Here is a 24,912-nt window from a genome sequence, read left to right as displayed (position 1 = left end):
AGGATAAAGACTAAAAAGGCCAGTATTAATGACAAATGTCACCCTCAATGGGTGACATTGCTCAATGGTTAAGCGCCGTCAAGTACAGCACAATAAATTCCTGCAACAACTCAGGAGCTGTACCCATGGTCATTGCCCTTTTCGACTATCTGTCTGTCACCGCTGTATGTACCTATAGCTTGCTCTGCGATATATCACCCGAACTTGGACAATGGGCTAAAGTCACCCTGAGTATCAACTTACTCATTCTGGCATTCGCCAGCTACTTGTGCACTCAACATTGAGGTCAACTATGTACCCTCCCGAGCACTCACCCAAGCTATCACCAGCATACGACAGTATCCATTACTTTAAAAACGATCGTCTCTACTACTTGTGGTTAATTTTTAGCGCCTATTATTTTATTCCTATTTTTGCCATGCCTATTACTGGCTGGAAATTAGCATTGGCACTTGTCGGCTACGTCGCGTTTATCGCCACTTATATTAGCGTTCGATTTTTACCTAAGAACCGTTGGTATCTCGCCATTGCAGCCATGCTAGGCATTGCCACTGCCTGCTCGGCAATTACTCCAGGTGCGTCTAACTTTTTTATGTACAGTGGATTTTTTCTGGGTATTATATTGCCACTACGTTACTTTATTGGCGCTGTCAGTGTTATATTGCTCGGCACCTACTGGCTAGGTCAGGTGCTGCACTATCCATTCTTATTTTTCAGCTTATATATTTTTATTGGCACTCCGACCATTGGCATGATCGGCGTTGTCGAACGATTGCGAGCACAAAGCGCGCAACGAGAGCAACAATCGACCGAAGAGATTCGCAGCTTGGCACAATCGCTTGAACGCGAACGTATTGCCCGCGACTTACATGACGTGATTGGCCATACACTCGCAACCATTGCCTTAAAAGCAGAGCTGGCACAAAAACTCTTGGCGCGGCAACAGGCCGAGCAAGCTGCCGAAGAGCTGATACAACTGCAAACCATTACCCGTGACGGACTGCGCCAAGTACGCGAGACCATCAGTGGTGTTCACCGCAGCAACCTTGCCACCGAATTGATCAATTTAGCATTGCGTATGCGCGAGCAAGGTATTCAATTTAAGCAAACCGGCAAAGTCCCCTCCCTTATGAACCAAGAGGCAGATGGCGCTCTGGCCTTGATATTACGAGAGCTAACCACCAACTTGTTGCGCCACAGTAATGCCAGCCAGTGTGGGCTAACATTTAACCAAGACGACACCACGGTCACAATGACGTTAAAAGACAATGGTACGCTCGACAACATTACGGAAGGCAACGGTTTACTTGGCATAAGACAGCGGTTACACGCACTCGGAGGGCAACTTATTATTACAACCGAGCGCGGTTATTGCGCTAATATTAGCGTACCCAAAAACATAGTTAATAGCGGTGCCCCAGCATGAACATACTGTTAGCCGAAGATCAAACCATGTTGCGCGATGCACTCAGTACGCTGTTAGGATTAGAACCTTCGTTTAGCATCACGGCGGTGAGCGATGGGCTTAAAGCGCAGGCTTTGCTGCGAGAGAAAAGCTTCGATATATTGCTGACAGATATTGAAATGCCAGGGTTAAGCGGACTTGATCTGGTCGCTTGGTTGCGTGAGCAACAGAACCCGCTGGCAAGCATTATTATTACTACGTTTAATCGCGCCGGTTTTGTTCGTCGGGCATTAGCATTAGATGTGGGAGGATTTTTACTGAAAGATGCCCCGTCAGATCAATTGGTGGACGCAATTTATCGCGTCCACCGGGGCGAGCGCGTTATTGCTAGTGAGTTGGCCTTGCAAGCGCTAGGCGATCAAGACCCTTTAACCGACAAAGAACGGCGTGCTTTGCGTCTTGCTCACGAAGGCTTAAGCACTGCACACATTGCGCAAAAACTGTGTTTATCTGAAGGAACCATCCGCAATTATTTATCCGAGGCAATCAGCAAATTAGGCGCTGGCAATCGAGTAGATGCCGCGCGTATCGCGCGACACAGAGGCTGGCTATAAGGGACGCTAACGCACCGACACCTGAAACGAATCCACCAATTGATGCAAAGTAACGGCGGTATTTTGTAACCTATCCGAACTGCCTCGCAAAACTCGATACACTTGATTCATCGCATCGCTGGAGCTTGCCACCTCGCGCACCCGATCGCCGCTTTGACGGCTGGTTTGCTCAATTTGCTGAATCGCATTGAACATTTGCGCCACTATCTCGTGTAACTCTGCATTGTCGGTTGAGGACTCTTCCGCAAGGCGCAGCCCACGATCAACCTCCTCAACACTAGACTCCATATAAGTAGCCGCCTTTTGTGACTCCAATTGTATCGATAGAATTTTTTCACTAATATCTTCGGCAACTTGGGCGGTGCGACCGGCCAGAGAGCGCACCTCCTCGGCTACCACCGAGAAACCTCGACCGTGCTCACCGGCACGCGCAGCCTCGATTGCCGCGTTAAGTGCTAACAAGTTAGTTTGCTCGGTAATGCCTCCAATCATCGTCACCATACTGGAGATTTCGGAGGTTTGATCATTAAGCCGATGAATTGTCTCGGCCGAACGCTCTACCACATCGCGAATCGATTGCGTCCCGGTTTGCACTTGCGCCAATTGTCCTCGGGCTTGCGCGACCACTTCGTCCATTGTGGTTTTCATCTGATTCGCCGTCACACTGGCGTTGCTTATCTCACAGATTTGATCTTCTACTAGCGTCAACATTTGTTCGACAGAGCTGGATACGGTCTGCGAGGTACTGCGCGCTTGTTCGTTGCGCGTTAGCATCTGATCACTATTACTTTTCACATCGTTGGCAGCGCCAATCACTTCGCCGACGATACTATCAAGATTATCAATAAAACTGTTGGTCCAGCGACCTAAGTCGCCGGTTTCATCCGGCGCAAGTTTACGAGTATCCAATCGTTGTCGTAAGTTTCCACCACCTTCGGCAATAGCGTGAATCATTTCTGTCATTTTACCAATGCGTCGTGCCAAACGCCTGGGACCGTGATGGCGAAACACGAAAGCGCTAACCGCCAATAACCCTGCAGTTGCCGTGTTAACCCCCCACAACGGCAACTCGGTAAAGCTATGCAACAGCGCATTAGCGCCAAAGGCAAACAGTACCGACAACACATATTGGCGCATCATAGAGTAAGTCACTGAGCGAAACCGATACACCTCTTCCAGATCACCCTCACACATCATGCCCCAGCGATCGGGTGAACCTTTTAAGGAGAAGGTAACGCCCTTACCGATTACAGGAATATGGCGGTAATCGGAATAACCTGGGTATGTGACAAATAAGTTACTACCATTTTTAATCGTCTCACGTACGCCTGGGTGCAACTGACCGGTAGCCGGATCGGTAAAACGAATTTCAAATTCAGTGTGATGTCGTACGCCGACCACACCCCAGTTGGTATTAATGCCAGATTTGAGGTTTTCACCGTGAGAAAATGTACTGTCTTCAAAACGTGAGCGCGACAATGCCGTGCCGGCTGCAATCGAGCGATCGAAGTTGGACTCGACCATAAATAGATAGTTATCGCCCGATTCAGTAAAGATGTGGCCCGCTTCGCGCTGGATCAAATCACTCAGCACATCGTTAGGGTAACGCGCACACAAACCGCCCAAGCTACCGTCGGCTAACGTTACCGGTAAATAAAACATCAAGGTTACAGCATCATGAAATTTAGAGCTGGATGGCCCGATCTTCTCGGTTAACGTATCCACATAGGGGCCGTGTAAAAAAGGCTCAGCCAAGCCGGCCGCCACTGCCTTATTGTCTAAATCGCGCAAGCCTTTATGGCCCGCATAGGTTGACTCAACAACTTGTCCGGTGGAGTTAATCAAAAACAATTCAGAGCAGTCTTTCATCCGCTGTTGCTGACGAGGCAGCAATGTGTCGAGCTGTACCTCTTCGCCAACTAAACGTGCCGCGACACCATCGAGATGACGCCATTGTGCCTCTACCCACTGCTGCATTAAGCGAATACGAGTATTGGCAATGCTCTCAAAAGCTTGCTCCATCAACGCGTAACGACTGCGATTTACCCGGCAAGACCAACCTAACGCCAACTTGCCATTACCGCCAAACCAATCTAACCAATGGCGCTCCGATCCTGACAATTGCATTTGGTCACTTTGTAAGCTCATGGCGAGGGTCCTTTAACGTAAACCCTTCTCAAAGGGCGTAGCAGATAGCGGATGTGATGAGGTTAAGCCGGCCGGTTATGGCTCACAAATCACCTAGACACATGAATGCAGAAAACAGGCCAATATTGACGTATAAATCAACGCCACGCGATATCTAGACTAAGGGGGTTAAGTCAGCGACGACAGCGCACCAAAAGCGTGCAATAAGTTGGAGGCAAGCAAAAAAACGGTGCCCGAACGAGCACCGAAGAAAACTGGATAATAATATTTAGCGTGAAAACACCACGGTTTTAGTGCCGTTTAACAACACCCGATGCTCAGCATGCCAACGCAGCGCACGATTAAGCACCACCGCTTCGATATCGCGACCAATCTCAGCCATTCCCTCTGGCGAGTTAACGTGTGAGACGCGCTCGACAGCCTGCTCGATAATAGGGCCTTCGTCGAGGTCGGCTGTTACAAAGTGCGCCGTAGCACCAATTAGCTTTACGCCGCGCTCATACGCCTGATGATAAGGTTTTGCGCCTTTAAAGCCAGGTAAAAATGAGTGGTGAATATTAATGGCGCGACCTTCGAGTTTGCGGCATAAATCATCTGATAAAATTTGCATATAGCGCGCCAGCACTAAACAGTCAGCCTGACGATCTTGCATCAGCTGCCAAATAGCCGCTTCTTGTTGAGGTTTTGTATCGGCGGTAATAGGCAGATGGTAAAACGGTAAATCGTACCATTCGGTCAAGGACTGCATCACATTATGATTCGATACCACACCGACAATATCAATCGGCAGCGAGCCGTTCTTCCAGCTGTTTAATAGGCTATTAAGGCAATGCCCCCACTGCGAGACAGCGATAAGCACTTTAGGCTTACAGGCTGTGTCGCTAATTTTCCAATCCATTTGGTACTGTTCGGCAACGGGTGTAAACAGTGAGTTAATGTCTTCGATATTAACGCCTGCAGGGCAATCAAGCACCGTGCGCATAAAAAAGCGGCGGCGATCGGTATCTTCAAACTGTGACGATTCGGTAATGTTATAGCCGCGCTCGGCAAATAAACTGGCGACTCGCGCCACTAGGCCTCGCTGATCCTGACAACTGAAGGTCAATACGATTTCTTTTACATCTGCCATTACTTGCTCTCTCTACTGCGGTTATCGGCCTGCCCTACAGCAGACGGCGCTCATAAGCGCGCCAAGATTATCCTATCGCCCTGATGGACTCAAGGGCGCTCTTTTTATCGGCTAAATACCTTGCAGTACCCACGCCAAAATCAGAGGTAATGTAATAAAGGCCATCGCTGTCGAGGTTACCACCATCGCCGCCACCTCTTGATAGTCACGCTCGTAGCGCAGACTTAAAATATAGGTAAACACCGCCACCGGCATCGCCGATTGCAACAGCACTACCCCCCGCTCGATGCCCGTTAATCCCAGTGCGGCCACTACCCCATACGCCACAGCCAAACCACCAGCAATACGTAAAGCGCTAAAAAAAACACTGCGTTTGAGTTTTTTAATTTTTAAGCGACCCAGCGAGACACCCAGTGTCAGCATCATTAACGGAATAGCAAAATCGCCCAATAGCGTTAAGGTATTACTTAACCACAAAGGAATGGCCGTATCGGTAAGCAACAGTGCAACCGCCAATAGCATTGCCCACAGCACAGGCTGGCCCGCAACCGCTTTAAACATAGCCCGCGGACCATGACCGCCTGCGACCACGGCCAACCCCACCGTAAAGGTAAAAAACATCATTACTAAAAAATAGCCCAGCGCTAACGCCAAGCCCTGCTCGCCAAAGGCAAACAAGCATACCGGTAAGCCCATATTGCCATTGTTGGGCAACACTATCGGCGGCAGGTAAGTAGTTACATCAAGGCCTTTTAAGCGCAGTAAGCTATAACCCAAAAGTCCTGTCGTACCTAACACCAGCGCCGCCGCTAACGCCACCCGAGAAATACTGGCAAGCTCGATCTCGGTACTGGCCAGCGACGAGACAATCAAACAGGGCGTCCCTACCGTCATAACCAAGCGGCCGATAAAATCAGACGGATACTCGGCCCCCGAGCGGGCCCACATAAAACCTACTGCGGTGGCGATAAACACCGGTGCCAATATGGGCAACAACATCAACAGCAAGATAAACTCCAAATGAAAGCAAGATACGGATAGTAAATACGAGCCGCGAGCAACCCAGAAGGCGACATTGTAGCCGACAGTTGCGCACAATATCGGTTAGGTTATGCAAAGCTCAAATACAACCCTGCACGTGTACCAAAGGCGCCTCCGCAAGCTACCCGGCAAAGCCGGTTTAATCTCCAAACAGAACCGTAAAATACAAATGAATAAAACACTTGAGTCGTCATAATTATTTAGTCTAATCCCAACAAGCAGCCTATTATTGCGCCAGTCCACGACCGCGACGGGCCGTCACGTTAGCGACCACTTCAGTTGCCTCTAGACACTAATTCGAGCTGGCTTTCTTCGCTTGCATTCCCTCTCAAACCGCATTATCTTGTATCCCACTTTTGCAAAACACCTATATATAGGGTTTCTGGCTAATTTGCACAATATGACAAATATTGCTATGAGCATCACAAAATATGATCTTTATTAGCTCTAAATAGCGCCTATTGTGGTAATACGCCGGCCCGTCGGGGTTAACGTCTGGCAGTATCAAAAGCCTATGCCCCAACTGATATAAGGCTACAGCCACAAAATTATCGATATCACATTAGAAACACGAAATGCAGTGCCTTTTTATAAGCCCAAGATAAACCCAAGCTAGGTCCAAGTAGTCCCATAGAACACTCGACAGTTAAAGCCGGAGTCACTTCCCGGTCAATATTTGTACATCGGTGCTTTATGCATCAAGGCGTTACACATCAACGGCGGCACCTCGGCTCACTGTGCCCGGTAAGTTTGATCAAAACGCAATAACAACCGTATTAGCGGGAATACCCCGTCGCACTCATACCAACAAGGAATTTCCACGGAGACATCCATGCAAACAGATACACACTCGGCTCAAGCCTCTGCATCCAGCAACAATGACAACTCTCAGAATCTAGAGGCTACCGCGCCGGGTCAGCTGCGCGTCATCAAACGCAATGGCACCGTGGTGCCATTTGATGCCAGTAAAATTGCCGTCGCTATGACCAAAGCCTTTTTGGCCGTTGAAGGCGGCACTGCCGCAGCCTCTGGCCGCGTTCATGAAATAGTGGACAACCTAACCAAACAAATTACCGCCACCTTCAAGCGTCGCATGCCCTCTGGTGGCACCATTCACATCGAAGACATTCAAGACCAGGCCGAGCTAGTCCTGATGCGCTCGGGCGAGCAAAAAATTGCGCGTGATTACGTTTTATACCGTGAAGAGCACGCACGCCTGCGCGCCTCTAAGCGTCCAGAAGACGCTACAGTTCAAGCCGATCCAGATTATCCCGTGATCCAAATCACTCAAGAAGATGGCACTACCGCACCGCTGGATATGGTGCATATTCGCACTATCGTAAGTGAGGCCTGCGCCGGCCTAACCGACGTAGACGACAAAGCCATTCTCGATGAGGCCATGCGCAACCTCTATGACGGCGTAAAATACGAAGACGTCAACACATCGTTAGTCATAACCGCCCGCACACTGGTTGAAAAAGAGCCTAACTACAGCTACGCCACCGCGCGTCTACTGCTCGACAAACTGCGCGCCGAGGCTCTGGGCTTTTTAGGCCTTGCCAATACTGCAACTCAAGCCGATATGCACGAGCATTACGCTCGTGCCCTGCCCGTTTATATTCGCAAAGGTGTCGAGCTTGAGCTTATTCATCCCGAGCTATTAAATTACGACTTAGAAAAACTGGGTAAAGCCCTGTTAGCTGAGCGTGACTTGCAGTTTACTTACCTGGGGCTGCAAACGCTCTACGACCGCTACTTTATTCACAGCAACGATGTCCGTATCGAGCTGCCGCAAATTTTCTTTATGCGGGTTGCCATGGGTCTCGCCGCCGAAGAAGACAACCGTGAAGAGCGCGCCATCGAGTTTTACCGCCTGCTCAGCTCATTCGATTACATGAGCTCGACCCCTACATTGTTTAACGCCGGCACATTGCGCCCGCAGCTATCCTCTTGCTACTTAACCACCGTGCCAGACAACCTGCACGGCATTTACGGCGCGATGCAAGACAACGCCATGCTCAGCAAATTTGCCGGCGGCTTAGGTAATGACTGGACCCCTGTTCGCTCGCTAGGTGCTTACATTAAAGGCACCAACGGTCGCTCGCAGGGCGTCGTCCCGTTCCTAAAAGTGGCTAACGACACCGCCGTTGCCGTGAACCAAGGCGGTAAGCGTAAAGGCGCCGTATGTGCCTACCTAGAAACTTGGCACTTGGATATCGAAGAGTTTCTAGAGTTGCGTAAAAACACCGGGGATGATCGTCGCCGCACCCACGATATGAACACCGCCAACTGGGTTCCTGACCTGTTTATGAAGCGTGTGTTTGACGACAAAGAGTGGACACTGTTCTCACCCAACGATGTGCCAGATTTGCACGACTTGTTTGGTCACGCCTTTGAAGAACGCTACACATACTACGAGCAACAAGCCGCTGCGGGTAAAATCAAGCCGCACAAAACCATCCGTGCATTAGATTTATGGCGCAAGATGCTGGGCATGCTGTTTGAAACTGGTCACCCTTGGATCACTTTTAAAGACGCTTGTAACCTGCGTAGTCCGCAGCAACACGCCGGCGTCGTACACTCGTCTAACCTGTGTACCGAGATCACGCTCAACACCAAAGCCAATGAAGAAATTGCCGTGTGTAACTTAGGCTCGGTTAACTTGGCGCAGCATATTGTCGATGGCAAGTTGGATCAAACCAAACTGGCAGCCACCATTAAAACCGCGATTCGTATGCTCGATAACGTTATCGACATTAACTACTACTCGGTCGATAGCGCGCGTACTTCTAACTTGCGTCACCGCCCTATCGGTTTAGGCATTATGGGTTTCCAAGACGCCCTCTATGCCCAGCACATCGCTTATGGCTCACCTGAGGCGGTAGAGTTTGCCGATACCTCAATGGAAGCCATCAGCTATTACGCCATTGCCGAATCGTCTAACCTAGCCGCCGAGCGCGGTCGCTACTCAAGCTTTGAGGGTTCGCTCTGGAGCCAGGGTATTTTACCTGTCGATTCACTGGAGATTCTCGCTCGCGAGCGCGGTGCCGATTACCTACAAGTAGATCGCACCCAACGGCTCGACTGGGACACTTTGCGTGAGACTGTTAAAACCCAAGGCATGCGCAACTCTAACGTTATGGCGATCGCGCCCACAGCGACCATTGCCAACATTACCGGGGTTAGCCAGTCCATAGAGCCGACGTACCAAAACTTATACGTTAAATCGAACCTATCGGGCGAATTTACCGTCGTAAACCCAGCCTTAGTGCGCGACTTAAAAGCGCTCGGCTTATGGGACAGCGTGATGGTTAACGACCTGAAATACTACGAGGGCTCGCTGCAAAAAATCGACCGTATCCCGGCCGATATAAAGCACCTGTATGCCACTGCGTTTGAAGTAGAGCCACGCTGGATTGTCGAAGCTGCCAGTCGCCGCCAAAAATGGATCGACCAAGCGCAAAGCTTGAACCTGTATATCGCCGGCGCCAACGGTAAAAAGCTTGATGTAACCTACCGCATGGCTTGGTTCCAAGGGCTTAAAACCACGTACTACCTACGTGCTTTGTCGGCCACCACTACCGAGAAGTCGACCATCAATACCGGCTCACTTAATGCCGTATCGTCTGGCAGCACCGCAAGCAGTACCGCGGCCGCTAGTGCGCCACAAGCGGCTCCCGTGCCAAAAGCTTGCGCATTGGATGAGCCAGACTGCGACGCCTGCCAGTAAGACGCCATTGGTCACTGTGCTTGCAAGCGCAGTGACCAATCATATTTTTTAGCCTCACGATCAAAAGGATACCGCCACTATGCTGAGCTGGGACGAATTCAACATCGACGAAAACAACACACAATCGGCGCCCAACCCGGCAGCTCAAGCTGCCGCTGTCGCCACGCCTAGCAAAGCAGAGGCGAAACCTACGGCAAATGAGGCGGCAAACAGTGCCCCGCACAATAACGCAGAAGCAGGTAGCGCCGAGTCCGAGGTTATCCGCCAAGCGCGTGAAGCGCTGGAAAAACTAGATCTGGCACCTGGATTAGAAGAGCTAGAACTCGGCGCTCAGCGTATCGAGGTAGACGACAAACGCATGATCAACTGTCGTGCCGACCTTAACCAACTAGTGCCCTTTAAATACGACTGGGCCTGGCAAAAATACCTCGACGGTTGCGCCAACCACTGGATGCCACAAGAGGTCAACATGACCGCCGACATCGCCTTATGGAAAGGCGACGAGGGCTTAACCGATGACGAGCGCCGCGTGGTTAAGCGCAGCTTGGGCTACTTCTCGACTGCCGATTCACTGGTTGCCAACAACTTGGTACTGGCGCTTTACCGTCTAATCACCAACCCCGAATGTCGCCAGTATATTCTGCGTCAAGCGTTTGAAGAGGCGATTCACACCCACGCTTACCAGTACTGTATCGAATCATTGGGGATGGATGAAGGCGAAGTGTTTAACATGTACCGCGAGCTACCTTCGGTTGCGGCCAAAGCGGCTTGGAGCTTAAAGCACACGCAATCACTGAGCGACCCGACGTTTAACACCGGCACTCCCGAAACCGACCAAGAGCTGTTGCGTAACCTAGTGGCTTTTTATGTGGTTACCGAGGGTATCTTCTTCTATTGCGGTTTTAGCCAAATTTTGTCGATGGGCCGACGCAATAAAATGACGGGCGTTGCCGAGCAATTCCAGTACATTTTGCGCGATGAGTCGATGCACTTAAACTTTGGTATCGACATTATCAACCAGATCAAACTCGAAAACCCACACCTGTGGTCGACCGAGTTTCAGCAAGAAGTCACGCAAATGGTGGTCGAAGGCGCCGAGCTTGAAATCGCTTACGCCCGCGACTCTATGCCCCGCGGTATATTGGGCATGAACGCTGCTATGATGGAAGAATACCTGCACTTTATCGCCAATCGCCGTCTAGCTCAGGTAGGCCTTAAAGAGCAGTATGTGGGTGCGCAAAACCCCTTCCCGTGGATGAGCGAAATCATGGATTTACGCAAAGAGAAAAACTTCTTTGAAACCCGTGTTATCGAGTATCAAACCGGTGGCGCTCTAAGCTGGGATTAATCCTATTAACCTGGGTGGGAATCATTTCACCCAGGTTTTTCTGCTCCACCTCTGCGTTTTAATCGTTCCTGCTATACGCCCTTGACAACAACTCTGCCGCTACCGCCCTAACCTGTTGCAGCAACTCCAAGTGTAACCATCTAGTACAGCCTGCAACTGATCAGATTACGACCAAAAAGGTGTCAAGCAAGGCAAAGCGGCTGTCGCACGCGCGCACGGCTGTTATACTCAAACGCACAGCCTAATATTGAGCGATATCGTTTGAGCCGGCGCCATACAGATAACAGACACCTTCGTCCCCACAGCACAAACCTTACGGCTTGTGTTAACGGTGTTAGTGCACCTGCAAAACACCTGAGTCACCTCTGGCAATGGCTTGTTGGCAGCTCGATCATTACCACCCTTTTTTTTACCCTTAGTGTCACCGCACTGCAAAGCGACCAAATACTGAAAAACATGCAAGCCAATTACGGGGACGATGGGCACGCATTATTAGGGGCTTGGTTTCAACTTATCGCCGCACAAGACGGTCAAACCGATCAAGCCAAACTCGGCGCCATCAATACTTTTTTTAATCAAAACATTCAATTTACCGACGATGCACTGCTCTGGCGTGAGAAGGATTATTGGGCCACACCGATACAAACTATGGGCATGCGCGGCGGTGATTGCGAAGACTTTAGTATTGCCAAATATATGTCGCTACTTAAGCTTGGAATCGCGCCAGATAACCTGCGTCTTATTTATGTCAAAGCTAAGCTCGGTAATCGTGCCCAAGCCCATATGGTGCTGGGTTATTTTTCCAGCAGTAGCGCTGAACCTTTAATTTTAGACAACCTTAACCCAAATATTTTACCCGCCCACGAGCGCCCCGACTTAACACCGGTATTTAGCTTTAATAGCCAAGGTCTGTGGCTCGGCGGCAACAAAACGCAAAATGACCCTACCACACGCTTATCGCGTTGGCGCGATGTGCTGCAACGGATGCGCGATGAGGGGTTTCTCTAATGTACTTATGCAAAGGCCCAACTGGGAGTCACTATGTCGCTGATTAAACAACTCTGGATCGGTATTGTCTTAATACTACTATTGGCTATGGGTGGCAGCTTTTTTATCAGTACCTATACCGCCAAGGCGTATCTAGAGCAACAATTGCATCTAAAGAATATCGATAACGCCAACTCACTGGCGCTCTCAATCACCCAAATGCAAAAAGATCCGGTCACTCTAGAGCTGTTAATTGCCGCGCAATTTGATAGTGGTCATTATCAATATATACGCTTCACTGATCCCGCCGGTGAGATTATTACCGAGCGAAACTTTCAGGGCGAAACAACAGATCCAGTGCCTAACTGGTTTAATAATATGCTCGACATTTCGCCCAAGCCTGGCATTGCCCAAGTACAAAATGGCTGGCAACAATACGGCACGATTGAGCTGCTAAGCCACTCGCGCTATGCCAAACAAGAGTTATGGGAAAGCACAAAAAATCTACTGCAATGGCTTATTATCGCCGCGCTACTGTGCGGTTTAATTGGCACAGCCATTTTGCGGTTTATCACAGGTCCGCTCAACCAAGCGGTCATCCAAGCCGAAGCCATTGGCCAGCGTCATTTTATTACCTCCAGCGAGCCTAAAACATACGAGTTACGACGCCTAGTAAGAGCCATGAACAAATTGTCGGCCAGCGTTAAAGCCATGTTAGAAAAAGAAACAAAAAAATTAGAGCGGCTACAAGTTGCCTCACAAAAAGATGCCCTTACTCATTTGTCGAACCGGGATCACTTTATTAACCTGCTAGATAGTGCAGCTTTGCGTGAAGAGAACGAAAATGACACCTCAATTTACTTAGTTCGGCTACTTAATCTAGCCGATTTAAACCAAAAACTAGGCCGCGACATTGTTGATCGATTACTGACAAATTTAGGCCGGATCTTTAATGAACATACCCAAGACAACACCGAAGGCTTTGCCGGCAGGCTTAATGGTACCGACTTTGCCTTAGTCTTATCGGGCACACAGCAACTTAAACAAGCCGCCCATAAGCTTAGCGAGCAAATGCATGATCAACTCATTGCACTAGGTATAGATGATCAAAGAATTGGTTTACCACTTGCAGCCAGCTCGTTAGAATCCGGTGAAAAACGCGGCCAGTTATTATCGCGATTAGACGGACTTTTGGCCCTTGCCGAGCAAAAAGGTAATCGCGGCATTGTGGTTCAGCCACTTGAACAAGCTAAAGGTTTACAGCGTAACTTGGCCGATTGGCGGACGAGCATTGAGCAGGCAATTGATAATAATGGCGTACTACTGGGAGAGTTCCCTGTACGTGACCACGACGGTAGCATCCTGCACTACGAACGTCCGGTACGCTTACACATCGATGGCAACTGGCAAAATGCAGGCTACTTTGTTGGCTGGGCACGCCGATTAGGGCTACTTGCGCATATAGACGAACACGTTTTAAGCGCGGCGCTTAACGACATTCAAACCAAACAACTGCCTTGTGCAATCAACTTCTCTGAAAGCTCTTTGTGCGACGCTCACTTTCGTACCCGAGTGCTCGAGCTATTAAGTAATTCGCTCAACATTAATACACATCTTTGGATCGAGTTCCCCGAAATCTGTGCCATTCGTCAGATGCCACAATTAAAACAGTTCTGTCGCGCACTGCGCGAGCTAGGCTGCAAGGTAGGCTTAGAGCACGTCGGCTTGGAATTTACCCGTATAGAAGAGCTGCAAGGAATCGGCTTGGACTATTTAAAAATTGACAGCGCGATTATTCGTGACGCTGACACCCAAAACAGCAACCACGCTTACATTCAAAGTTTGTGTCGTATCGGACACTCATTAGGCATGACCATGATCGCCGAGGGGGTTACAACCGAGGCTGAACAACAGGCCCTTGCCACCTTAAATACAGATGGTGTGACAGGCCCTGGGATCAAATAAAAGTTATTAATAAATTAACAAGAATGAAGTGATCAGGTTAAAGCGACAAATGATCCTCGTCGCTCCAACCGAAGTTACCCAACACCTGATCACGCACTTCACGGCGGCCCAATAACTTTTGTTGCGCCGCCAAAGGCAGGTCTGTAAACCGGATGATTGATTTATCAATCAACAGGTTTACAACATCTTCCATCACTCGCGCCATCTGTAAATCTGACTGTTCGAGCGCGCGCTGAGCCTCAGGTTTAGACGTTTGCAAAAACTGAGTTAGCTCCTCGGCATCCGCGGCTATCGGTTCATCTACCTCGGCAATCATTTCACGGCTAACCGCACAAATATCACCGTTACTATCGCGCCTTACAAACATCACCACTCCTTTGACACCGCTGAGCGGTGCCATAGTTTGTCATCATCCATTATTGATCAATTGACAAGTGATTGCCGTTGATCAGATAGTTAATAATCTCATCGCTGGTACCAGCACCAATGCCAGATAAATCAACCCCCTCCAGCGTAATCACCTGATCAGTCGCGCTGGTATGACTTGCGTAGTCACCATCAAAATTACCCAACTGACTAATATGTATAACAGTATCCGTACCGTCCGATTCAACGTGTAAGTAATCGGTGATATTGCTTAGGCTCTCACTTTGCAATAAGTCAGACAAATCCAATGTGTCGCCTTCGCTGGTAGAGAAATCTAACACCACATCCATTGCCGGCGAACCGGTACTGCTAGCGTCACCCAAGCTCCATTCGAAAGTGTCAGCACCTAAGCCACCAATTAATACATCATTACCAGCATCACCGGCCAAAGTGTCATCACCTGCACCACCTATGAGTACATCGTCGTAATCACCAGAGCGTAAGTTGTCATCACCACCAAATCCTTTCAATGTTAAGGCCGCGGTTCCTCCCCAGTTACTAGTATCAATGACGTTATTACTAGCGTTGCCAAGCTGCTCACCGTCCGTCACATAAATAGTTGAATTAACGGACGCACTTTGATCGCTACCATCGTAAATAGAAATTGATATGTCTCTCGCTCCGGTCACCGTACCGTTGTCATCAAAACCTACCATTTTCAATGCAGTAATATAATCAGCATGTGAGGCCATGCCACCAAGAGTCGCCGTTGCGGTTGCTGCGTTGTAAACAAAATTAATACCGCCTGGCAAACTTCCATTCATCACTAACAGATCGCCAGCCTCGGGATTTAGAATCTGTATCTGTGCCGAAAATAACTGGCTGCCATCGAGATCACTAATCACAAGGTCGGCATCGGTAATAGGCAATGGATTATAGCTTGGCCCAGCATCAACATACCCACCATTCGTTGCCCTTGAGCTATCATCTGCATCCAAATCAATAACAGGTAAGTTATTCGCTGGCCGCACTTCAACTGGCACAGCAATGGTGTCCGTTCCGCCATTATTATCAGTCACAGTGTAAGTAAAGGAATCTTGACCAAAAAAGCCATTGTTAGGTGTATAGACCACCACATTACCATCGGTGGTTACTGTTCCATAATTGCCATTAGAAACCGACGCAACATTTAAGATATCTCCATCGACATCCGTATCATTAGCCAACACATTGATTGTTATCGCACTATCTTCATTCGTTGTGATGGCTGAGCCGCGATATGAAAGATTTGCAGAAGTCCATACATCGTTACCAGACGCATCAAATAAGCTTCCATTAAACACATATTCGCCACCTTGATCCCAGTAATATATTTCAACATCATGAGACCCTGCGGTTAAATAGGTAGTATCGGAATAATCACTCGGCGAAGTAATAAAATCTGCAACAAACGCCTCTTGACCATCTATGTACACTACAAACCCGTCATCGTGACGAATATTAAAGTCATAAAAGCCATCTGAAGTTACATCAAAAATACCCGTGAACCGAACAATTGCATCACCTGAACTTTCAGTAGTATTCCGTACAATCGATGAGTCATCACCATTATCAGACAGCCATAACTCCAAGTTAGAACCTGAGCCTAAGTTTGCGCTGTAATCCGAGTCACTACTATCTACAGAATAATCAAAGCCTGTTGAAATAAATGTAGCATCTGGTGTGTTCCCCCCCGTAAACCCGACTACTTGCGCAATGGTTGATAAATTTGGGCCATCCACTCCTTGGTTATACACCCAAAACTCGGAAGCAAAACCACCCGACAACACGCCGGTGTCTGGATTCGCAACAGGGGCATCATTAAGACCAGCAACATTAACTGTCGCCGTTGAATCATACTGTACGCCATTAATTGTCACTTGATAATCAATTCGAATCTCGGCGTCCTCACCTACTGTTAAGAAATCAAAGAGGTTTTGGTTTTGATTTACAAAAGTAAGATCACCATCGCTATTAACCGTCAATTCGGCTGTATGCGAAGACTCATTATGCGTCAACTCGTACCGAATAACTTCTCCTGCTGAGGTTGATAATGGAGTGAAAGTAAAATCGGCGCTCACATCTACACCGCCCACCCAAATTGATCCCTCACTCACAGAGGATATGCTGCCGCTACCGGACACTGGTGATGTATTGTCTAGTAAATTAAAGCTGCCGGCAGTGATATCTTGGTTTTCAGTAACATTAAACTCTTCATCATAATCACCGACTGCGGTGTTATGAGTAATCGTCAATACTGCAGAGCTACTATCGTTATCGGAGTCCGTTAATTGATAAGTAAACTCTTCGGCACTCACTGGTGCTGGAGTATAAGTTACCGATCGGACATTGAAATCATCATTTGTATCACCGCCTGTCAGTGCCAAATATTGAAAATCAACGCCTGGGTTAATCGTTACTGAGTTCGTGCCATTAAAACTGCCGGTCGCCACCTGATTACCATTGGTATCATATGCAATCCAGTTACCTCCGTCTTGATTTTGAACATCCGTGAGCGTGACCTGTGCTTGATCTGCAGATTCAGTAAAGTCAATGACAATTGCTTCTGTACCAAGCGCATTAGAATCCAACTCATCAGGGTCATCACTACCGCCTGGCGAATTAATGTATAAACCATAATTGTCGTAATGCAATATCGCTGCATTCGCATTAGTCAACAATAATGATCCGCCAGCAGCAAATGGCGTCGCGGTACTAAAGCCGTATAAATTAGCGGCAGACCAATCTGCTAAAGATCCATTACCGGCGGTCGAACCAAGTGTCACAGGGCTAGAAGAAGCAACCGATTGATAGCTATAACTACCATCAACATTGATCGTCAGCTGTCCTGAGTCGGCATTAATTACCCAGTTATTCGAGCCATCCAAATCCGTCAAATCATACGTTTGACCGTCAAAAATAACACTCGAAAGTGACGCGCTATCCTCACCTAATGTATCTGTTCCTGTGCCATCGCCACTCGCACCACTAATAACATTCCCAGTTGCCGCACCACTGTAATTCACTGTGTCATTATCAGCCTCTGCCACTGGAGCAGTGTCTGTTACGTTAATCTCAACAAGCGCCCAGTTTGACGTTTCTAAACCATCTGATACACGGTAAGCAAAACTATCTACCTCAACATCAGCAGCTGAATGATCAACAGTAGCAGGGGCAACATAATCAAACGAACCATCTGCATATAATGTTACCTCACCACCTAATGCCGTCGTAATAGTTGCGACATCGTCAACCAATACAGCACCAACACCTGAGATATCTGCTGCAAACTCTGTAGCAACAAAACTATCGCCATCCAAGTCAATATCGTTAGTTAAGACGCCATCTGCAGCATTAACCGACAAGGCAGCACCCTCACTTAAGGTGTAGTTCACCGATGCATCAGGAACAGCAATAGGAGCATCATTTACCGCCGTCACTTCCGGTGTGTCGCTATCCGTACCAGACAATGCAGGACTGCCATCATCTGTCACAATCAAATCAATAGCGTCTAGGGCACCTCCATTATCAACGACATCAACCCCAGCTTGAGTTAATAACACTTGGTTATTCACAAGATCCAACGTGTAGTGTGGGCTTGGCGTATTAAAGCTAATCGTTAAAGTATCTCCATCACCGAGATCATCCGTTGAATAAGTGCCTGCAACGGTAGAACCGGCTACCACAACATCACCCTCAACAAAATCATTGGCAGTAACATCAATGATCGGAGCATCGTTGAGCGGGTTCACGGTGATGCTCACGGTGGCCGTGTCGGTCTGACCGTCGGCGTCGGTGATGCTGTAGCTGAAGCTGTCGCTGCCGTTGAAGTTGGCGTCCGGCGTGTAGGTGTAGCTGCCGTCGGCGGCGAACACCAAGGTGCCGTTGCTGACGTCGCTGGTCACGGCGAAGCTCGAGGGGGTTTCACCCAACGCGTCGTTGCCCGCCACGGTGTCGCTGACGCTGGCGTCTTCCTTAACGCTGATGCTGTCGTTCACCGCGTCGATCGCGGGGCTGGTGGGGTTCACGGTGATGCTGACGGTGGCCGTGTCGGTCTGACCGTCGGCGTCGGTGATGCTGTAGCTGAAGCTGTCGCTGCCGTTGAAGTTGGCGTCCGGCGTGTAGGTGTAGCTGCCGTCGGCGGCGAACACCAAGGTGCCGTTGCTGACGTCGCTGGTCACGGCGAAGCTCGAGGGGGTTTCACCCAACGCGTCGTTGCCCGCCACGGTGTCGCTGACGCTGGCGTCTTCGTTAACGCTGATGCTGTCGTTCACCGCATCGAGAGTCGGCGAGGGTGTGGGCGTTGGCGTTGGCGTAGGTGTTGGGTTTGAAGGCGCAGGTACATCGTCAAAGCTGATCACTGCACTATCGGATATCGAGCCATCACTAATAGTATAGCTAACATCGGGGACTGGACCGCTGTATCCAGGCGCGGGAGTAAAGTAAAACTCACCATTGGTGTCGATGCCGAACACGCCGGCGTTATCTAATTGAGCCTCTGTGCCCGGGGTATAAGCGGTGTCATCTCCGTTAACACTAAAGCTAATAACTTGTAGGTTATCGGCGTCGACATCTGAGTCATTATTGAGTGCATTGCCAGTTACGGTAGTACTAGCCGAAGTTTCTAACGGACCGTCGTCTATCGCATTGGGGGCATCATTAACCGGAGTTACGGTCAGCTCAACGATGGCGGTGTCGCTGGCGCCGGAGCTATCGATTACCACAACAGTAAATTCGTCGGGACCGTTATAGTTTTCGGCAGGAGTATAGGTGAAGGCGCCCGTTTCTGGGTCGATGGTGACGCTGCCGTGAGTCGGCGGAACCTCTAGTGTATAGGTAAGTGTGTCGCCAAGGTCAATATCGCTTGCGTCTACCTGGCCCGACAAAGGGATGTCCTCTGGTGTGGTCAAGGTTTGGTCTTGTGCCACAGGCGCGTCGTTGCCGGCCAGCACTTCTATTTGTGCGATGCTTACGGCACTATCGGTGCCATCTGACACGGTGACTGAAATTTCATCGGTGCCGTTAAAATCGGGATTAGGTGTGTACTCAAACTCCCCGGTGCTGGGGTTGAGCGTGACAGTGCCATTAGCGGGAGGTTGCGTCAGGGTGTAGGTTAGGCTATCGCCATCGATATCTTGGGCGCTTATTTGGCCAATAACGGAAGTGTCTTCACCGGTGGTTAACGACTGGTCTTGAGCTGTTGGGGCATTATTAACGATCAAATCGCCTTGCTCGCGGGCGCTGTTATCAGCGCGCGGCGCAATACCAAACTCAAACGATTGATCCTCTACCGAATTGTTAATACGCTCAACCTGAACAAAGTCGTGACCGCCGTCAGAGCCTGATTGACCCGCCGCAGGCGCTTCATCGAGAATATCCAATAGATCACCGTCGCCGCCAAGCAACAGGCTGTCATTTTCATCAAGGCTGGCTAAGATCGCGTCAAACTGGTCGTCAAGTACGCTGGCGTGTTCACTAGAAGTGGCTGTTTCTGGCCAAAGATCGGGGCTCATGGCGACATCGTGAAGGCCGCTAAGGGCCACTGGCGCACCATCGCCAAAATCGAGCTCGATAAGTGTGCCAACCTCTGTGACCAGGCGTTCATCAGCGGCGACAACATCACCTACCGCTAGCTCGCGCAGAGAACCATCAGCGGCTCTTGCCCATGCTTTGCCCTGCAATACACCTACGGTTGCTGATTGAGTCGCCATGTTTATCTCCAGATTTAGCCGAATTCAGTATCTATATCATTTGATATAAATTTTCTATTGATATCAGACTAAAAGGAAACAAGCGACACATCTATTGTACCTAGGTCCAATAGTGCAAAAGAATATAAGAATGAGAGACTAATAACTTAAAGGAAGGGCTGCTCCGCTAAACTCGCATCAAGCGTCATCATTGCTCATCAATAATGCCAGCTGCATCCGATCGCGAACACCAAGCTTATCGAAACAAGCACTCAGGTGAGCCTTAACTGTACGCTCAGTAATGCCCAGCTCACGTGCCACCTCTTTATTGCTATTACCGCGCGCCACCGCTTGGGCAACGGCTCGCTCACGCATACTGAGTTGATCCCCCACCGCTGGGCGCGGCTTTGCTGGGGTAGAAAGCGTTAATAACTCGCCCAACAAGTGCTTACCGAGCCAAAGGCCATTATGTTCGACTGCATTTTTAACTTGAATGAGTAATTCCGGCGCCGCCAATGCATGCACATAACCACTGGCACCTAAGCCAATCACCGTGCGCGCTTCACGAGCGGTTTCGGTCAGTGTCATGGCGATTACTTTTGCACCCGCCGCCAAAGCAAGACTTAAGTGTTCACGCCATTCGCCAGCCATAACCAGCCACACTAACGATTGCGGGTCAAATGAGATTTCCCCTGGAGCCTTATCTAAACACACGCGAGCATCGGTCATAGCCAGACACCAGCGCGCGGAATTGACCTCAGAGGTCGATACAAATATTGATTGCATTATCGTTCTGTCATTGCGTTTTGTTTGGCCCGAAGAATAGGCTTAAGAAGATAGGCTAAGACGGTTTTTTTACCGGTTATAATATCAACTTGCGCTGTCATCCCGGGAATGATTGGCAGCGTTTTATCAAAGCCTGATTCGCGAGTTCGAACCCGCACTATGTAGTAAGTTTGGTCTTGCTCATCGGTAACGGTATCCGTACTGATATGTTCGATATCACCCGGCAGCCCACCGTAAATTGTAAAATCGTAAGCGGTTAACTTAACCATAGCCTGCTGACCTGGACGCAAAAAAGCAATGTCTTTGGGAGGGATTTTTACCTCGACCAACAACTGATCGCCCAGCGGCGTCATTTCTAACACCTCACTTCCCGGTTGTACCACACCGCCTTCGGTATTAATAAACATCCGCTGCACAGTACCGCGCACTGGGGCGCGAATATCGGCATATTTAACTCTATCGGCTAAACCTGTGCTGGTTTCGGACAAACTTGACAGTTTGGACAGCGTATCAGAGAGCTGATTACGCCATTCATTTTTGGCCACCAAGCTGACTTCTTTGAGTTTATTTTGCGCCTCAATAATAGCCGATTCAATACGCGCTTTTTGTGCCGTTGCTTGGCCTTTTTCACCTTTAGCGTTAGACGCGTCGCGCTCCAACCGTAAAATTTCGACTTCCGAAATCGCCCCACTGTCCAACAGTGGCCGAGTGACCTTTAGCTCTTGGCTTGATAGCTCGTAAGCACGCGAAGCCTGACTTAAGCGCGCCTCAACTTCATTTAACTCTTCGCGTCGCTGAGTAAGCTGTTGCCGTGCCTGCGATAGCTTTTGCTCTAACTCATTAAGGTTAGATTGATATAAAGTTGTTTCGTTTTCAGCAACCCGTGGCTCATTTTTGCTCACCGATGGGGGAATCTGAAACTCAGAATCATCTACCAACGATTGTAGGCGTGCGGCACGCGCTTGCAATGTCAGATACTGCGCACGATTCTCACGAAAAGTGGATATAAAACGAGTCGGGTCAATCCGCATCAACAATGCCCCCTGCTCGACCACCTGCCCTTCTTTCACTAAAATCTCTTGTACCACACCGCCGTCAAACGATTGCACAATTTGAGTATGGGTAGAGGGGACAACTTTACCCTGACCGCGTGCGACTTCATCTATCTTTGCAAAACCAGCCCAGACAAATAATGCAATCACAATCAGTAACATGCTGTACAACAAACCGCGTGCTCGCAACGGCGCCTGCTGAATCTTGGCCCAATCAGCATCCTCAACCCAGTCTTTAGAATGCGATTGCGAGGGCGACATCCAGCGGTTCCAAACCTTATCAACCAATTTTCCAAACGGCTGACCCAGCTTAGTAATCCAACGACCTATACGATGAAAGTGTTTTTGCTCTCGGGTTTGACTCATTAGCTAGCCCTCCCGATGCGACCTTGTCGCAACGCTTCGACTACTTGATCCTTTGGCCCATCGGCAACAATTTTTCCCGCATCAATCACAATAATACGGTCGACCATCGCTAACAATGAGTTGCGGTGAGTAATCACCAGCATGGTTTTACCAACGGAAAACTTAGCCAGTTTAACCTTAAGATCTTCTTCGCTGGTGTGATCCATTGCGCCGGTAGGCTCGTCCAACAATAAAATAGATGGATCTGTCACCATAGCGCGAGCAATAGCCACCGCTTGACGCTGTCCACCTGAGAGTAGTTCGCCGCGCTCACCGACCGGCATCGATAGACCTTGCGGATGCGCATTAATAAAACTGCCTAAGCCTGCCAGCTCAAGTATTTTAAGCAGACTTTCATCATCTATACGCGGATCGGCCATGGTAATGTTCTCGCGCAAAGTGCCGAGAAACAAATTAACATCTTGCGAAACATAACCAATATTATGGCGTAACTGCGCAGGATCGAGCTGACCGATATCGATGTTATCTATCGACACTCGTCCACTAGAAGCCGCGTAAAGACCGGCAATGATTTTTTCGATCGTTGTTTTGCCCGAGCCGTTGCGCCCGAGAATCGCCACCTTCTCGCCCGGCTCAATACTGAAGCTTACATCGCGTAACGCATGGCGCTCATCGTGCGGGTAACTAAACGAGACGTTCTTAAACTCAATCCGTCCATCCAATCGCGGCCGGGTAATCCACTCCGCCTGCTCTGGGCGCTCAATCGGTGTATTCATAACCCGGTCGACCCCCTCTAAGGCTGTTGCGGCCTGATGATACTGCATCATTAATGCCGCGCTCTGCCCCACTGGCGCCATAATACGTGACGACAACATATACGCGGCAATTAACCCGCCTTGAGTAAGCTCACCTTCAGTAATTAAATACACACCGACAATAATAATGGCTACCGCGACCAGCTGCTGCACCCATACCGCACCGGTGGTTACCGAGCCCGACAATAAACGCATCTTGGTGGTAGTACGCGAGAGAAATACGGTAGATTTCTCCCATAGGTTTTGCATTTTCCCCTCGGCACCTAATGTTTTTAACGCCTCAAGCCCATTGAGACTTTCCACTAATACCGCATTGCGATAGGCACTCGCCTCCATGCTGCTGAGCGACAACTCATGCATTTTTGCCTGTACGGCGGCGGCGTACAGCATACAAATAATCACCCCCACGGCGATTGGCACAACCAACCACCAAGAGGTTAGCATGCCGATAATTAAACTAAATAAGATCACAAAAGGTAGGTCGACAAAGGCAATGATAGTACTGGAGCCAATAAAGCTACGCACCGACTCAAACGCTTGCAGGCCCGCGGCAAAAGAGCCAACCGACGCCGGTCGCTCGCTCATGCGCATACCCAGTACTCGCGCCATAATAGCCGCCGACAAGGTAATATCGACTCGACTAGCCGCCAAATCGACAAACCACGCGCGCACCATTTTTAAACAGACGTCAGCGCACAAGACAATAGCAACCCCAGAAGCCAGAACCCACAAGGTTTCAAGGGCAAAATTTGGCACGACTCGATCGTAAACGTTCATCACAAACAAAGGCATGGCCAACGCAAAAACATTCACCAGCAGTGCGGCAAATAGTACATCGCGATACAGGCCTCGGTGCGCTTTAATAACCTCCCAAAACCAATGGCCTTTTTGGCTCTGAACAATATCGGCATTGCGAGCGCTAAATTTTAAGCGTGGGCGAGCGTATATAACCCGGCCACTATAGCGAGCGCTTAAATCATCAAGGGGGATATTAACTTGAGTTTGCGGTAAGTCCGGGAAAACAACTTCTGCGTGCTCGCCATCAATGCCCAGCAACACACAAGCTTGATTGCCCTCTAGCAATAAAATTGCCGGTAAAAGCGAGCGATTAATGTCAGCCAAGGAGCGTTGTGCCAGCTGACTGGTTAATCCTGCGCGGCGTGCAGCACGATCGAATAGTGAAGGCGGTAGTGGCTCGTGCTGTAAAGGCAAGCCGGCAAGCAAGGTCGAACCGGAAGTGTTGACGCCGTGCATGCGCGCCAAGATCAACAGACAGTTTAACAGTGGACCACCGCGCAACGAGGCCTGACTGAACTCGTCAGCTTTATCACTCATACAATACTGAGCCTCTTATATCGTCGGTATTTTTACCTCGAGACTTAAGCTTCAACTAACATCAAAACTCAAGCCTCGAAGTTCGAGACGCACTTA

General features: G+C 49.3%; 14 protein-coding genes. 6 read left to right on the top strand and 8 right to left on the bottom strand.

Annotated elements, in window-relative coordinates:
• Positions 1–292: 292 nt before the first annotated feature.
• Both GILYN3_RS02100 and GILYN3_RS02095 read left to right on the top strand, forming a co-directional pair.
• Positions 293–1,426, top strand: coding sequence for a sensor histidine kinase (locus GILYN3_RS02100; RefSeq protein WP_049721312.1), 1,134 nt, complete (start codon positions 293–295; stop codon positions 1,424–1,426).
• Positions 1,423–2,019: a response regulator transcription factor gene (locus GILYN3_RS02095; RefSeq protein ID WP_049721311.1), complete on the top strand. Its 597-nt coding sequence runs from the start codon at positions 1,423–1,425 to the stop codon at positions 2,017–2,019. Before GILYN3_RS02100 ends, GILYN3_RS02095 begins: the two co-directional genes overlap by 4 nt.
• A 6-nt stretch (positions 2,020–2,025) precedes the next feature.
• Here GILYN3_RS02095 and GILYN3_RS02090 read toward each other — a convergent pair whose 3' ends face one another.
• The 3 genes from GILYN3_RS02090 to GILYN3_RS02080 all read right to left on the bottom strand — a co-directional run bounded on the left by GILYN3_RS02090 (position 2,026) and on the right by GILYN3_RS02080 (position 6,295).
• Positions 2,026–4,167, bottom strand: a complete 2,142-nt coding sequence (locus GILYN3_RS02090; protein WP_084005043.1) for a methyl-accepting chemotaxis protein — start codon at positions 4,165–4,167, stop codon at positions 2,026–2,028.
• Positions 4,168–4,435: 268 nt separating this feature from the next.
• Positions 4,436–5,296, bottom strand: coding sequence for a formyltetrahydrofolate deformylase (purU, locus tag GILYN3_RS02085; protein WP_049721310.1), 861 nt, complete (start codon positions 5,294–5,296; stop codon positions 4,436–4,438).
• A gap of 111 nt (positions 5,297–5,407) precedes the next feature.
• Positions 5,408–6,295 (bottom strand): AEC family transporter, encoded by an 888-nt coding sequence (locus tag GILYN3_RS02080; protein WP_232305537.1) that lies wholly within the window; start codon positions 6,293–6,295, stop codon positions 5,408–5,410.
• Positions 6,296–7,169: 874 nt separating this feature from the next.
• Here GILYN3_RS02080 and GILYN3_RS02075 point away from each other — a divergent pair.
• From GILYN3_RS02075 to GILYN3_RS02060, 4 genes are all read left to right on the top strand, one after another.
• Complete coding sequence (locus tag GILYN3_RS02075; RefSeq protein WP_049721308.1) at positions 7,170–10,067, top strand: ribonucleoside-diphosphate reductase subunit alpha; 2,898 nt, start codon at positions 7,170–7,172, stop codon at positions 10,065–10,067.
• A 79-nt stretch (positions 10,068–10,146) separates the two neighbouring features.
• Positions 10,147–11,415 (top strand): ribonucleotide-diphosphate reductase subunit beta, encoded by a 1,269-nt coding sequence (locus GILYN3_RS02070; RefSeq protein ID WP_049721307.1) that lies wholly within the window; start codon positions 10,147–10,149, stop codon positions 11,413–11,415.
• Positions 11,416–11,871: 456 nt separating this feature from the next.
• Positions 11,872–12,423, top strand: a complete 552-nt coding sequence (locus tag GILYN3_RS02065; RefSeq protein ID WP_084005041.1) for a transglutaminase-like cysteine peptidase — start codon at positions 11,872–11,874, stop codon at positions 12,421–12,423.
• Between the two features lie 33 nt (positions 12,424–12,456).
• The gene (locus GILYN3_RS02060; RefSeq protein ID WP_049721306.1) at positions 12,457–14,367 is read left to right on the top strand and encodes a bifunctional diguanylate cyclase/phosphodiesterase; all 1,911 of its coding nucleotides are present in this window, start codon (positions 12,457–12,459) and stop codon (positions 14,365–14,367) included.
• Positions 14,368–14,404: 37 nt separating this feature from the next.
• Here GILYN3_RS02060 and GILYN3_RS02055 read toward each other — a convergent pair whose 3' ends face one another.
• The 5 genes from GILYN3_RS02055 to GILYN3_RS02035 all read right to left on the bottom strand — a co-directional run bounded on the left by GILYN3_RS02055 (position 14,405) and on the right by GILYN3_RS02035 (position 24,816).
• On the bottom strand, positions 14,405–14,767 hold the full coding sequence (locus GILYN3_RS02055) for a hypothetical protein (protein ID WP_198147262.1): 363 nt from the start codon (positions 14,765–14,767) through the stop codon (positions 14,405–14,407).
• Between the two features lie 16 nt (positions 14,768–14,783).
• A complete protein-coding gene (locus tag GILYN3_RS02050; protein ID WP_049721304.1) occupies positions 14,784–20,483 on the bottom strand; it encodes a retention module-containing protein in 5,700 nt (1,899 codons plus the stop codon).
• Positions 20,484–20,660: 177 nt separating this feature from the next.
• Positions 20,661–21,248 (bottom strand): helix-turn-helix transcriptional regulator, encoded by a 588-nt coding sequence (locus tag GILYN3_RS02045; RefSeq protein WP_084005039.1) that lies wholly within the window; start codon positions 21,246–21,248, stop codon positions 20,661–20,663.
• On the bottom strand, positions 21,248–22,666 hold the full coding sequence (locus GILYN3_RS02040) for an HlyD family type I secretion periplasmic adaptor subunit (protein WP_049721302.1): 1,419 nt from the start codon (positions 22,664–22,666) through the stop codon (positions 21,248–21,250). Before GILYN3_RS02040 ends, GILYN3_RS02045 begins: the two co-directional genes overlap by 1 nt.
• The gene (locus GILYN3_RS02035) at positions 22,666–24,816 is read right to left on the bottom strand and encodes a type I secretion system permease/ATPase (RefSeq protein WP_049721301.1); all 2,151 of its coding nucleotides are present in this window, start codon (positions 24,814–24,816) and stop codon (positions 22,666–22,668) included. The genes GILYN3_RS02040 and GILYN3_RS02035 overlap by 1 nt, the downstream gene beginning before the upstream one ends.
• Between the last annotated feature and the right edge of the window lie 96 nt (positions 24,817–24,912).

The sequence above is a fragment of the Gilvimarinus polysaccharolyticus genome, from assembly GCF_001187555.1.
Classification (GTDB): Bacteria; Pseudomonadota; Gammaproteobacteria; order Pseudomonadales; family Cellvibrionaceae; genus Gilvimarinus; species Gilvimarinus polysaccharolyticus.
Note: the sequence above shows the minus strand (reverse complement) of the source record. Positions and strands in the feature narration are given on the sequence as shown.